Here is a 14363-nt window from a genome sequence, read left to right as displayed (position 1 = left end):
CTATTGTAGCACGAACCTATTGAGTGTTGAGTGTTGAGTGTTGAGTGTTGAGTGTTGAGTGGTGAGTGGTGAGTGGTGAGTGGTGAGTGGTGAGTGGTGAGTGGTCACATCGACATTCTTAGCTTGACTGAGAATCCACCTAATTGATTTCAAACAGGAAAATGGATACCCGATCGAGTCGGGTATGACAACGTCGGCAGTCATTCTCAGCTTGACTGAGAATCCACCTAATTGATTTCAAACTGGAAAATGGATACGCGATCAAGTCGGGTATGACAACGTCGGAAGTCATTCTCAGCTTGACTGAGAATCCATCTAATTGATTTCAAACTGGAAGATAGATACCCGATCAAGTCAGGCATGACGTATTTTCTAAATCAGAGTTTAAAACAAAAAAACCCGGAAGAAGCCGGGTTTTTTAGTCGAAATCCGATTAAAGATTAGCGACGACCAGCACGACGCAAAGCAGCTGGAGTGTAGTCTTTTTCTTCACGAGTGAAACCGAAGTCATAAGAATCCGTTTCTTCGTTATCCAAGCCAAGCGCTAGGTAACGACCAGATTGAAGGTCGTAAAGAGTTTCAATAGTGTACCAAGGCACCATCTCATCATAGAAGAAGACATTGTGTGCTTCGGCTACACGCCATAGCTGACCGCGACCGTCATAATGATCGATCTGAGAAGCCTGCCACGTATCTTCATCCAGGTAGAAAGTACGCTTAGCATAGATATGACGCGCGCCATCCTTTAGCGTTGCCTCTACTTTCCAAACACGGTGAAGTTCGTAACGAGTTAGGTCTTGGTTAATATGACCCGCTTTTACGATTTGATCATAAGTAATATCTTTGCTGTTTAGCTTGTAAGAGTTATATGGAATATAAACTTCTTTCTTACCAACTAGTTTCCAGTCATAACGATCTGGCGCACCATTGTACATATCGAAGTTATCCGAGGTACGCAAACCATCAGAAGCTGTACCTGGGCCATCATAAGCTACCTGAGGTGCACGACGTACACGACGCTGACCAGCGTTATAGATCCAAGCCTTACGTGGCTCTTTAACTTGGTTTAGCGTTTCATGTACTAGCAGTACGTTACCCGCTAGACGTGCTGGTGAAACAACGTCTTGCTTGAAGTAGAACAAGATATTGTTGTCAGCCATTGTATTTGGATCGTAATCTGCCAGCTTGTTTTTAAAGGTGAACTCATCGTTAAACTTAACGATGGTGTACTGACCATTTGGCTGAGGAGTTACCTGACCGATAACACGAGAAACCGAACCACCACGATAACGCACGATATGGTTCCAAATCGCTTCTAAACCATCCGCTGGAATTGGGAAAGGTACACCAAGCTCATAGTTTGCCATACCATTACCACCTTCAATCAAAGTGGTGTTAGTCGCGTTCTTTTTAGTTTCGTCATAAACCTTTTGTGGATAACCAGCACTGCGGCGGGTTTGATACACAGGCATTTTATAAGTTTCAGGGTACTTCTTGAACATAGCAATCTGACCATCTGTCAGATTTGCTTTGTACTGTTCATAGTTCTGCGCTGTGATCGTGAACTTCACTTTGTCACCAGCGAATGGATCTACATAATCGCCATCACCTTTATAAGAAGCTGGCACCTTGATCGCACCATTCCACGCTGGAATCGCACCACCATTACCATCTTTTTCTGCACCGATTGGCGTTAGGCTTTTACCTAGTTTTGCTGCCTCGCTGGCAGGCACCGCACCGTGAGCTAGGCCCGCGGATAGGGCCAGCGCGATGGCTGACCCGATAATTTTTTTATTAAGTAACATATAAATTCCTTAATTTCTTACTTGTTCTAAAAATGACATTTAAATCAGTGTAGCAGTTAGAAGGTCACTTTCAGGTTTAAGCTCACGTTGTCACGGTCAGACGTCACGTTATAGTCGCCGCCATCAAACATACTGTACGCAATACCGCCGCTATAACGGTTAAGGTATACAAAATCGAGACCCAAGCTTGCTTGAATACGACCATCGACAAACTGGCTTCCTGGCTCAGGACCATTGTTCATGTCGTAACCCAGTGCAATTTTAGGGCGCAAATTTGCTCCAAAAAATGCATTGTTATAGTCGAGAGAAGCTCTGACACGGATACCGCCAGACGTTTCATCTACGTAGCCATCATTTGTACAATTAGCAGGGTTTTCATTGGAGCCACCAGCTCCGTTGGTACCATTGGTACCATCAGTGCTACCAGCTGTTGTTGGGCCGGCACTTATGTCATTAGCATCACAGGTGTAAAACGCACCGTTTCCAACAGCAATTGGATCAAAAGAACCAACACCATACACCCCTGAACGACCATATCTCGCTTCATCTTTACTACGCAGATCGAGTACATGGGTCATACCGATCTCCGTCGCAAATGTTAAACGACTTGCACCCATGACTTGGTCATAGAACTTAACAAATGTCATCTGCGCTTGAGCAATGTCGTACAAATCGTACCCGTTAAAAGCATTTCCAGCTAAAGCTGCTTTTGCAGCTGCAACTTCTGCAGGATTATTTACATCTAAATCACCGCCTGTTGCTTCATCATAACGTTGCTTAAACATCTTACTGCTTGGCACCAAGTTACCGGCTAATAGAAGTTCTAAGGAGTTATGTTGAACGGGACGATCTTGGGTCAAACTGACTTCGCCGCCCAAAGACCAGCCGCCCGCTGTCGTAGTATTAAAGCTAATACCACTCAGCTTAATATCCTCAGGGAATTGAATCTGATAGCTTGGAAAAGCAGCTGCAGGATTATTAGTATTCGTTACAGAATCATCCACACCGTCATTATCGGTATCAGTATAAGGATTCGCAGCTTTACCAGAAATCAACGGTACACGACTATGAATATTCATGTGATAAAAACCAAATTCAGTGTCACCTAACGCTTCTGAATACCAGCGTAAGGCAATACCATACTGGCCATTGTCACTAGGATCTGCATCTGGCATACGCTCTGCAATTGGGGCTGACCGATCTCCCAGAGGTGCACCTGAAGCTAGTTCGATATCTCGTACGTTCAAATAAGCCTTTTCACCAGCGGGTCCGCCTAAAACTACTGGACCACACCCATCTGCTACGAAGTCAGCAGTCGAGAAAAACGTACCGCAAGGATCAATTCGAGTTTTTTCCCATTCAAGCTGATAGAAGGCTTCAAGGGTTAATTCATAGGTTAGACCGAACGAGGCATAGGCTAAGTTAACAGGCAATAAAACTTCTTTAACCTCAACACCAGGTTTACGAGCAGCTGATGCATCAATCGGGTTAATGGAGTTGATTCCACCTTGAATAAAAGTACTCTCACCCCAACTGATCACTTGACGACCTATACGGGCGGAAACGGGAACACTTCCTATATCAAAGTTATACCAAAGATATGCATCAAGCAGATCATAACCTTGACCAGCAGCATCCTTTGTTGCATCCGTATACTCTTTCCATGCCGGATCACCATCCATAATCGCGCTATCGTAATACGCTTTGGCACGAAAAAACGCACCCGCTTTGTTGTCATAATTGAATTCTAGATCTGCATTGGCCTTGAGCACATTGGTATAGATATCACCTTTCTCATAGTTCAAGTTACCGTCATCAAAGTTATAAGTTGACCCCGATGCATTAGGTACTAGCTCGCTAGTGCCGTGTCGAGCAATGACAGAAGGATCTGGATCTTCTGTGCGGATGGCAACACCGTAACTGATAGATGTACTTACTGTCGTATCCACTGGGCCAATACTCATTTGTAATGCTGATGCATTACCCGCTGTTACTGCCACAGCTAAGGGTAGCAACTTAAATCCTAAAGACTTTGTTATTTTTGTCATACCGTCCTCCAAATCTAGCCTTGTAGATAAGGCTAGATTACTCTTGTTAGATATTACTCTGCGCTTGAAACTACAACGTTTGTATCACTTACGTCCAAAGATGCACCGTCACTGTCAATAAAGCTTCTTAGCTGCACCATCATTTCGTTGAACACAGTCGTAGGGCTACCGTCCTCACCATCATTTGATATGCCCGCAAATGAGCTATGAACCCCATTATTAAAACGAACAATCGCCTTAACTGATTCAGGTCCAGCCGTTATATCAGCCGACGTGCCAGTCAGTTCAAGAGCGGTAGCTAGAGGCTCTGTACCTGCTAATGGAGCAGGAAGCGCTGGTTCTAGACGATTATCTACAGCATCAACAGGAACCGTCTGATCTGACGGATTATCATTATTGCCAGCAATTTCAAATGCTAAAACAGGAGTTCCTGTCGCGTTTAATTTTTCAGCAAAGTTCAAGGGGTCTGCTGAGTCAACGGTTGCCTGGAAAATCTGCAGAGTTAGTTCAAACAGGCTAGATCCTTGACCTAGATCAAGACCCGCTTTAGAACCGAGACCTGCCAAGCCAGGAATGACCAAGTTAGTACCAATATTCGAGTTCTCTAGCAGTTTAGTAACCTGACCACCACCATTAGCGAGTGTCGCGGTAGTGATTTTAGGAAGGGTAAGATTACAGGTGGTACAGCCATTACTGTACGCCTCGGAACCAACTGTGTTATTCACTGCAACAAAACCTGTACCCAGAATCGCACCTAAAGAATGTCCGATAAAATGTACTTCACTTACATCAAAGTCAGTGCCAGCATTCCCGTCAGTGAAATCCATAAACTCCAGCGACGCATTTAGGTTCATCAAGTCCATAATTGCTTGGCGCATATTGTCTCGAGTCCCTTGAAAACTAAGTAGCTGAATAAACAGAGAGCCTGATTGATCGTCCGTTCCTGTCATTGCTTGAGGTTCAAGGGTAAGCGGATTCAATGTTAAACCAAAATGGCGTTGATCCGATTGGCCTTCGGCACTCAACAAGCCAAGAAGCCCAGCATCATCTTCGTTAGTTAAACCGTGCATGGGTAGGTCAATCGCTACTGTCGCATAGCACGGATTTGCAGCAAATAATTGAGCTGCAACACCAAACGATGAACTACGATTAGAAGTTATGCCGTGTTGAAATATAACAGGAGTGTAAGAACCGCCGCAGGCAGTGGAATAAACTACGCTCACGGGTATTTCTAGGTAGCCTTGAGGCTTCGCTATCGGAAATAGACGAGTCACATTGGTAGAACGAGGAGTGAACTTAGCTTGGTTTTCAGCACTCACCTGAGCACCATCAAGCACGTCTCCCAAGTCTGTTTCCAAACTATCATCTGCGTCCCACTTATTAAGAACGAACGCAGCGGTTGCCGGACTTAGTCCAAGATTAGGGATACCACCATAATAGGGCACCTTAATTGTACCATTTGCCACTTTACCTGTTCCGCTTGTGGCGGCCACACCCAGCAGAGTATCCAAGTCTAGTGCGTCACCTGCGCCGTCATCTCCAGCTTCATCAATAGTAGAAGAGAAATCAGACAGGCGTGGAGCTGGTGATGGAATTGCGTTATGAATAGACACAATACCGCCAATTGCTGCTTGCTGCTCAGCAGGGCTACCACCAAGGCTAGGCAAAACTGCGGCAAAGTCACCATCGCTGTATATGGCTCCCACAGCAGCGGTAAGACCAGCAGCATCAAGATTACCATCAGCAGCTCGCTGAGCATCAACATGCTCCTCTACAATATACCGATATTGAGACGGCAACGTAATGTTAAATGCTGCTCCAGCCCCTGTTACCGCCCCTTCAACAAAATTAGCAGGCGCCGCCATTGACTCCAAGACTGTTGTGGTGCCGCCAGTCGTAAACGTAAATGAGTAAACGATATCTTCTTTGTCATATGACAAGCTGGCTACATCAGCATACGCTTCCGCAAGAGACTGAAACTGTTTGAGATTGTTGGACAAATCTATTTTTTGCTGGGTTTCAGCGTCATCACCAATCAAGAACTCGAAATCAGCCGTAAGTGCTTTGTATGTATTTGATCCAGTAACTGGCATACCATAAGCGTCATGAATACCATTGGTTACAACAACCAAGTAACGTGTTGCAGGTAGGAGGGGTTCTGTAGGCGAGATCCTCAATACATTACCTTGGCCTGATTGCGCATTATCATCACCCGAAGCGTAAGCAATTGCAGATGCTTTAATCGCAGCAGGCCCACTTTGCTTAAATTTGCCAGCCTGTAATGAGCCCGTAAGAGGGTCGTCATAATCGAGAGGAATCAATAGAACATTAGCGTCTGTTCCTGATGTGGAGATAGTTGTTTGATCGAGCGCCCCGCTAAACGGAATATCTATTTGGGCTGTTGTACTGAAGCCATCTAAGTCAGCAGCAGCAGAAAAGATCGGGTTGTAGCCTTCGTCTCCTAATCCAGGATCACCTAACGTTAACGGAATCGTACCATCTGTGCCGTCCTCGTCAGCATCACCTTGAAACAAAAGATCAGATATAACAGGCGTCTCACGAAGGCCCACTGGAGTAGCACGTGAAGGGTTAAAGATTGCATAAGTCGTACTGATATTGCCTCTGTTCTCTTCAATATACTCTGGAGTACCAATTTCAAGCGGAGCGGTATCAACCTCGTTGTTATCTGTCGTCGAACTGATATCACAACCACTGACGCCCACCACGGACGCTGCGATAGCAATACTTAAGAGGGATTTTTTAAGCATAGGAGTATTTCCCCTTGGTTTTATTATTCTTTAACTGCTTGGGTGTAGCAGCGCTTTTGAAAGCTTAGACCGCCTCTGACTATAGCCAAGGCCCGCCTGATTAAGATCACTCTAAAGTATGATTAACCGCCTAGCACCTAGGCTTCGAGGCATTTTCTTTCAAACACCCGTTTGAATGAAATACATCTGTACCAACTTTAGAGTTCTAGCACTAATAGCTGAACAATATTGTATGGTCGAACAATAGATCAAGTGATTCTTATCTATGAATTGACATAAATTCGAATAATGGGCGCGTTTTGTCTAAATTAATCTTGTGAATAACACGATTGTCTTGAATTCCCAGTCAAGCTGAGAACGACTTGCATGTGGATCCTCCGGTCAAGCCGGAGGATGACGCGTAAAATGGATTCTCGATCAATCAGGGAATGACTCGCATATAAATCCTCTGGTCAAGCCAGAGGATGACGGAGCCGTGAATTCTCAATCAGGTGGAGAATGACGGCGATCACATTCAACACTCAACACCAATAAGGAACGTGCTACAATCCGCCGCCTGTTTTGACTGACATGAAAAGAGAGAGGCTTATGTCTAAGCAAGATTCTGTGGTTATTGTAAGTGGTGTACGTACGCCAATGGGTGGCTTCCAAGGTAGCTTGGCACCATTATCTGCGCCGGAACTGGGCAGCATTGTGATCAAAGAAGCCGTTGAACGTGCTGGTCTTAAGCCTGAAGACATTCAAGAAGTGATCATGGGGAACGTACTGCCTGCGGGTCTAAAGCAGGGCCCTGCTCGTCAAGCCATGCGTAAAGCAGGTCTACCAGATGCCACTGGCGCAACAACCATCAATAAATTGTGTGGTTCTGGTATGAAAGCCACCATGTTCGCTCACGATCTCATCAAAGCGGGCACTAACGATGTCATGATTGCCGGCGGTATGGAAAGCATGACTAATGCTCCTTACATCCTTCCGAATGCTCGCAGTGGCTACCGTATGGGTCATGGCGATCAGGCTATGGATCACATGTTCCTTGATGGCCTGGAAGATGCCGAAACTGGTCGCTTGATGGGTAGTTTCGCACAAGAAGTGGCAGATAAGCGCAACATCAGCCGCGAAGACATGGATAACTATGCCATTCAGTCTTTGACTCGCGCGAAAGATGCCATCGAAAAAGGCCTATTAAAAGATGAAATCGTTCCAGTTACCGTAAAAACCCGTCGCAGCGAAACTGTGGTTGAGCACGATGAGCAGCCTTTCAATGCCAATATCGATAAGATCCCAAGCTTGCGTCCTGCATTTGCTAAAGACGGCACCATCACCGCAGCAAACGCATCTTCTATCTCAGATGGTGCTTCCGCACTTCTTTTGATGCGCGAAAGCGAAGCAGAAGCTCGTGGCCTTAAGCCGATGGCACGTATCCTTGGCCATGCGACCCAATCTCAACACCCAAGTGAGTTCACTATTGCGCCAGTAGGTGCTGTTGAAAATCTTCTTAAAAAGCTTGAATGGTCCGCTAGCGATGTTGACCTATGGGAAATCAACGAAGCGTTCGCCATGGTTGCTATGATGCCAATCATGGACCTAGGTCTCGATCCTGAAACCGTCAACATCTTCGGCGGTGCATGTGCACAAGGTCACCCTGTCGGTTCTACTGGTTCTCGCTTAATCGTAACTCTAATGAACGCACTGAAACAGAAAGGCAAAAACAAAGGTGTTGCGGCGCTTTGTATTGGTGGTGGTGAAGCCACTGCGATGGCTATTGAGTTGCTATAAGCCTGTCGTGACTTCATTGCGGCTTTATATGAGCAAGTCGTAGTGATAAGTCAGGAGCCCCACCTACCGGGGCTCCTACCTTTCCCCGCTCATTTCATGTACAATTCGCGCCCTTTAATTTTCTGGTAACCCGTCTAATTCATTCTACATTGAAGTGAATACAATGCGCCTGTTCTGATCATTAGGCAGCCCATTTGACGGACATAAAAGCACACCCAAATACTGGTAACCTTTTCATGATAGAAACAATGCAACGAGAGTGGTTCTCGAACATTAAAAACGACCTACTGGCTGGCACAGTGGTCGCCCTTGCCTTAATTCCCGAGGCCATCGCGTTTTCCATCATTGCTGGCGTAGACCCTAAAGTGGGTTTATATGCTTCTTTCTGTATTGCCGTGATTATCGCGTTTGTCGGCGGTCGACCAGGCATGATCAGCGCTGCTACCGGTGCCATGGCACTATTAATGGTGACACTAGTTAAAGAGCACGGCCTGCAATATTTATTAGCGGCCACGCTACTAACCGGTGTCCTGCAGATTGCCGCTGGCTACTTAAAACTGGGCAGTTTGATGCGTTTTGTTTCTCGCTCGGTTGTCACTGGCTTTGTGAATGCTCTGGCGATCTTGATTTTCATGGCGCAACTTCCCGAGCTGACTGATGTGACTTGGCATGTGTATGCCATGACTGCTGCAGGTCTAGGTATTATTTACTTGTTTCCATTGATTCCGGGGATTGGTAAAAGTGTTCCATCACCACTTGTCTGCATTGTTTCTTTGACGGCACTTTCAATGATTGTTGGTTTGGATATTCGCACCGTAGGTGATATGGGTGAGCTGCCAGACACCTTACCGATTTTCCTTTGGCCAGATGTTCCTCTTAATCTAGAAACTCTTATGATCATTGCACCTTATTCAATTGGTCTAGCCATTGTCGGTCTTTTGGAATCCATGATGACGGCGACCATCGTTGATGATTTGACCGATACCGAAAGCGATAAAAACCGTGAATGCAAAGGCCAAGGTATTGCTAACATTGGCTCTGGCCTTTTGGGTGGCATGGCCGGCTGTGCCATGATTGGTCAATCCATCATTAACGTAAAATCAGGTGGACGTGGTCGCTTATCTACATTTACAGCGGGCCTACTGCTACTCATCATGGTGGTCTTCTTAGATGAGTGGATTGGTCAAATCCCAATGGCCGCGCTAGTTGCGGTGATGATCATGGTATCCATCGGTACCTTTTCTTGGGAATCTGTGATCAATCTGAAGAAGCACCCGCTTTCTACCAACATTGTTATGGTATCAACGGTTGCGGTAGTAGTTGCGACTCACAACCTTGCGTTGGGCGTATTCGTTGGTGTGCTATTGGCTTCCCTATTCTTTGCCAACAAAATTAGCCGTTTTATGGTGGTTAAGAGCGTCAACGAAGATAACAAGCGTGTTTACCAAGTTACAGGTCAGGTTTTCTTTGCCTCTGCTGATAAATTTGTGGATGCCTTTGACTTTAAAGAAGCTGCTGAACATGTGATATTAGATCTAAGTCATGCTCACCTTTGGGATATTAGTGCAGTATCGGCATTAGATAAGGTGGTGATTAAATTCCGCCGTGAAGGGGCAAATGTTGAGATCATCGGCATGAACGAAGCAACAGCAACGGTTGTTGATAAGTTCGCTATTCATGATGACCCTGCAGAAGTAGAAAAAATGATGGCTGGACACTAAACGGCTTTAGGGAGACAGCACCATGAAAAAAATTACCGCGTGCATTGATGGCTCAGCGCTTTCCACATCGGTATGTGATGCAGCAGCTTGGGCAAGCAAGCAATTAAACGTTCCGCTAAAGTTGCTACATGTTTTAGAAAAAACAAACATCCCTGCACGAGAAGACTTCTCTGGTGCCATTGGCTTGGGCAGTCGTGAACATCTTTTAGATGAACTGGTTGAGCTGGATGCACAGCGCGGCAAAATCGCGCTAGAGCATGGCAAGCACATGTTGGAAGATGCAGAAGCGCGCGTACGCGAGCACGGTGTTGACCAGGTTGAAAAGCAGCAACGCCATGGTGATTTATTAGAATCTCTGCAAGACCTTCAAGACGAAAATCGTATTTTTGTTTTAGGTCGACTAGGGGAAGGCCATGACCTCAATAGCGGCGCCATTGGTGCTCACATCGAGCGTGTTGTGCGCGGCATCCAAACGCCTTTGCTTTTAAACATTGGTGAGTTTTCCGCTCCGCAAAACTTCATGATTGCCTATGACGGGAGCCAGACCGCTCAGGACGCGTTAAAACGTTTTGCTGATAGTCCTTTGTTAAAAGGCATCAAAGGCCACATCGTCATGGTAGGTTCTGATAAAGAACAAGCCACACTGGATAACGCTGTGGATACCTTAAAGCAAAACGGACTGGATATTGAAGGTCACTTGCTTAATGGTGATGTGCTTGATGCACTGGATGCGTTTAAGCAAAACCATAAGATCGAATTAATGGTCATGGGTGCCTATGGCCATACACGCTTGCGTGAATTCTTTGTGGGTAGCAATACCTCAAAGATGATTGCCAGCAGCAAGATTCCATTATTGGTATTGCGTTAACCTCGATTGAATTAGATGGACCCTCAATCAAGTTGAGGGTGACGGTTCGTCATTAGCAACTCAACATTCAACACTATTTAAGTGGATCCTCCGATCAGGTTTTCGTGTGCTCCCGACGGAGGATGACGAAGGGTCAGTCAAGCTGAGGGTAATGGTTCGTCATTCCCGCGAAGGCGGGAATCCAGTAATCGTCATCAGACAGACACTTGCTCAGTCGCACCATTAAAACCGCGAGCCGGTTGCTTACGGCGACCATGTTGTAAGCCAATCAATAATAACGGCACCACAATCATCAAACTGCCCACTAAGAACCAAATATCCGGTACCTCTGCAAAGAATACCCAGCCAATGGCGACGGCCCAAATTAACCCAGTATATTCTGCGCTGGTCACCTGATTAGCATCCACTTGGTGATACGCCAGCAATACTGTCATGTTGTAACCCAGAATAAACACAGCAGAGCCCAACGCGCTGAGTAGAATCTCTGTACTCCAAGCGGCTCCTTCCCACCATGCCAAGGCACCAGCAGCGGGCAATATCAATAAGTAATTTAAAAACAGTTTATGCGTGGTCGATTGCTCCTTTGGCAAACGACGCACCATCACTGCACTAATCGCCAATGTAAAGGCTGAGCCCAATGCAGCAATGGCGGCCCAATTAAACTCTATTGGACGCAATATCACGATGATGCCTGCAAACCCGCTGAATACCGCGGTTACACTTAGTGGCGTGAGTTTCTCACTGAAAAACACTGCCGATAACACCATGACTAATAGAGGTGCGGCATAGAACACAGCATTGGCCGTAGCTAAAGGTAAATGAGCAAGAGCGATCACCATGCATAAAAGCCCAACCAAATGCACATGAGCCCGCACGATATGAATCTTGAACCCGGCAAACAAGTTGTCTCGGTCTAGCTTGCTCGCCAGCGGCAATAACAACAAAACTGAAATCACACAGCGAACAAAAGCAAACTGAAAAATAGGTGCTCCTGGCTCCAATAACTTAATAAACACATCGGAGATCAATGCCAATGCATTGCCGATGATCAACAACAAAATCGCGCTATTAACGGTTTTACCTGACATATGATCCCTCCTACTTCTATCTGCGGTGTCGGTTTTGCCAGGCACTCTATACTCGTAGTACTATCCGATAAAATGATATTTAATCACTACACATTAGTTTTTTAGATAATGAAATTACCTCCACTAAAAGCCTTGCCAGTGTTTGAGGCCGTGGCCCGACTGAATAGCTTTTCCCTTGCAGCGGATGAGTTGGCCGTTAGTCAAAGCGCCATAAGTCATCAGATCAAGCAGCTAGAAACCTATTTAGGGGAGCAACTGTTTTGGCGCAATGGCCGCACACTTAGCCTTACCGATGAAGGTCGACAGTATTTAGACGGCATTAGCACGGCGCTATTGCAAATCGAACGTGCTAGCGAACAGTTGCTTGGACACGAAGAGTCTCGTCTGCGTCTATCGGTTTTTAGTTCGTTTGCGGTACGCTGGCTGGTACCGCGCTTACCTGATTTGCAACGCTTGCACCCACAAGTGGAGCTTTCCCTAGAAATGAGTATTGAGAGCCCAGTGCTTTCAGATCGTGTGGCGGATTGCTTTATTACCATCCATAAGGAGTCACCTGCCTATAGTTACGAGCTGCTTTATGTGGAGCGTTTATTCCCTGTATGCAGTCAAGACTACTGGCAAAAGATGCGTCGTGAACTAGGCAGAGAGAGCGCAGAGGCCGAAACGCTTCCGCTATCCACCGACGACATTTCCCAGTTCCCATTGCTTTCCACTCATAGCATATTTGATAAAACCGCAGGGGATTGGCAAGCATGGTACAAAGCCGTTGATGCAAGTATTCCCAAGCACGCTAATGTGCAGCACTTTAGTCACATGCTCTTAGCATTGGAGGCAGCGCGCTTTCATCAGGGAATCGTATTAACCAATGATTACATGCTGAGCACTACCAAGGATTCTGAAGATTTTGTCAGATTACCCTGCCATTTAGTCATGACAGGAGATGAGTTTTATTTTGCTTGGAAAACCAGTCGGCGCAAAGAGCGAGGCTTGCAACTCCTAAGAAAATGGTTGCTGGATGAGGCCATCAGCAGTGGTTTACGCAGTGCTTAGTATTGACTAAAGGATCCATCCTTTAATGTGATAGCGAGTGCTTCGTCCCCCACCGGGGAGTTTTTGCAAACACTCACGTCTAACTAAATCAGATAAATGCCTTGTCGCTGTGGCTTTACTCACCTTAGCTACTTTTTGATATTGGCTTGCACTAATACCGTGTTCAAACCCTTTTTCACCACCATCTAACAAACGGTTCAACACTTTTATTTGTTCTTTATTTAAGCCGTGATGAACGTGTTGTTTCCAAAACCGCGCTTTAAACCGACTGCGTTCTATTTGTTTTTCTGAATGCTGAATACTGCTTAATACAGAGTCTAAAAACCACTGTATCCATTCCGATACATCTAAGCCTGACTTTTGACAGCGCTCTAATATCTCATAGTAGCCTTTTCGATCATTCAATATGGACAAAGACAAACTCAACAAGCGAGTAGAGTTTGGGTACGCTTGCCCTAATGCTAAATCCGTCAGTGCTCGCGCGATACGACCGTTACCATCATCAAATGGATGAAGCGTAATAAACCAAAAGTGAACCAAGGCCACACGTACTAGGTCAGGTAACGCATTATCTTGTCTACTCTCTTCAAACCACTTAATAAAAACACTTAAATCTGAAACTAATTGGCTTTTAGGTGGTGCTTCAAAATGAACAACTGGGCGATCCAATCGGCCAGAAACAACTTGCATGGGTTCATCGCCTCTCAATTGCCCCACCCTTAACTTAGCCAAGCTATAGACACTTTCAGGAAAGAGCCACCTATGCCAATGAAACAAGCGATCTAATGTTAGCTCTTCATTTACGTTGTCCACCACATCCATCATCAATTGAGCGACCCCTTCTGAACGATCACTTACCGGGGCATTTGCAGACACATCTAACCTCTTAGCCAATGATGATCGGACCGATTCGGCATTCAAAAACTCCTCTTCAATGGCCGATGAACTCAGAACGTTTTGCAGCAACGTATCTAGCAGTATATCTTCATCCGATAAAGCACCAGCCTTCGAGAGCAAAGACTGCAACTGGGCTTCTGTCTGATTAAGCTTTTCAGCAACTTGATCTTTAGACCATGTAAAATGAGGCCAAGCGGCCTTCTGCCATATCCACTGTTGCATCTATATCTCCATGACCCGCGGACCATGAGCCGAATAAACCTATTATTCGGCTCAATATATGATCCAAATAATAGATTTATTCGGCTCATATATCAAATATCTAGGAGAACTCCTATGCTC

Annotated in this window: 9 protein-coding genes; 4 read left to right on the top strand and 5 right to left on the bottom strand. The window is 45.7% G+C overall.

Features of this window, described 5'->3' with window-relative positions; translation table 11 throughout:
* Positions 1–440: 440 nt before the first annotated feature.
* From HF888_RS01890 to HF888_RS01880, 3 genes are read right to left on the bottom strand one after another with little or no spacing between them, the layout of a single operon-like run.
* Positions 441–1805 carry a DUF1329 domain-containing protein gene (locus tag HF888_RS01890; protein ID WP_007017921.1) on the bottom strand — a complete coding sequence of 455 codons (1365 nt, stop codon included), beginning with the start codon at positions 1803–1805 and terminating at the stop codon, positions 441–443.
* A 56-nt stretch (positions 1806–1861) separates the two neighbouring features.
* Entirely contained in the window at positions 1862–3853 is a 1992-nt protein-coding gene (locus HF888_RS01885; RefSeq protein WP_007017920.1) for a DUF1302 domain-containing protein, read from the bottom strand.
* A 53-nt stretch (positions 3854–3906) separates the two neighbouring features.
* Entirely contained in the window at positions 3907–6621 is a 2715-nt protein-coding gene (locus tag HF888_RS01880) for an Ig-like domain-containing protein (RefSeq protein ID WP_007017919.1), read from the bottom strand.
* 588 nt (positions 6622–7209) lie between these two features.
* On the opposite strand from HF888_RS01880, the gene HF888_RS01875 reads away from it, so the two are divergent.
* The 3 genes from HF888_RS01875 to HF888_RS01865 all read left to right on the top strand — a co-directional run bounded on the left by HF888_RS01875 (position 7210) and on the right by HF888_RS01865 (position 10986).
* Positions 7210–8397 (top strand): thiolase family protein, encoded by a 1188-nt coding sequence (locus tag HF888_RS01875; protein ID WP_007017918.1) that lies wholly within the window; start codon positions 7210–7212, stop codon positions 8395–8397.
* A 236-nt stretch (positions 8398–8633) separates the two neighbouring features.
* Positions 8634–10118 (top strand): SulP family inorganic anion transporter, encoded by a 1485-nt coding sequence (locus tag HF888_RS01870; protein WP_007017917.1) that lies wholly within the window; start codon positions 8634–8636, stop codon positions 10116–10118.
* Between the two features lie 22 nt (positions 10119–10140).
* Positions 10141–10986 (top strand): universal stress protein, encoded by an 846-nt coding sequence (locus HF888_RS01865; RefSeq protein ID WP_007017916.1) that lies wholly within the window; start codon positions 10141–10143, stop codon positions 10984–10986.
* 194 nt (positions 10987–11180) lie between these two features.
* On the opposite strand, the gene HF888_RS01860 is transcribed toward HF888_RS01865, so the two are convergent.
* The gene (locus tag HF888_RS01860; RefSeq protein WP_007017915.1) at positions 11181–12074 is read right to left on the bottom strand and encodes a DMT family transporter; all 894 of its coding nucleotides are present in this window, start codon (positions 12072–12074) and stop codon (positions 11181–11183) included.
* A 108-nt stretch (positions 12075–12182) separates the two neighbouring features.
* On the opposite strand from HF888_RS01860, the gene HF888_RS01855 reads away from it, so the two are divergent.
* Positions 12183–13124, top strand: coding sequence for a LysR family transcriptional regulator (locus tag HF888_RS01855; protein ID WP_007017914.1), 942 nt, complete (start codon positions 12183–12185; stop codon positions 13122–13124).
* Between the two features lie 6 nt (positions 13125–13130).
* Here the strand turns inward: HF888_RS01855 and HF888_RS01850 are convergent, their stop codons facing one another.
* Complete coding sequence (locus tag HF888_RS01850) at positions 13131–14243, bottom strand: Fic family protein (protein ID WP_168367030.1); 1113 nt, start codon at positions 14241–14243, stop codon at positions 13131–13133.
* Positions 14244–14363: the final 120 nt, after the last annotated feature.

The sequence above is a fragment of the Bermanella marisrubri genome, from assembly GCF_012295615.1.
GTDB classification, from domain to species: Bacteria; Pseudomonadota; Gammaproteobacteria; order Pseudomonadales; family Oceanobacteraceae; genus Bermanella; species Bermanella marisrubri.
This window is presented reverse-complemented; position numbering and strand designations above follow the sequence as displayed.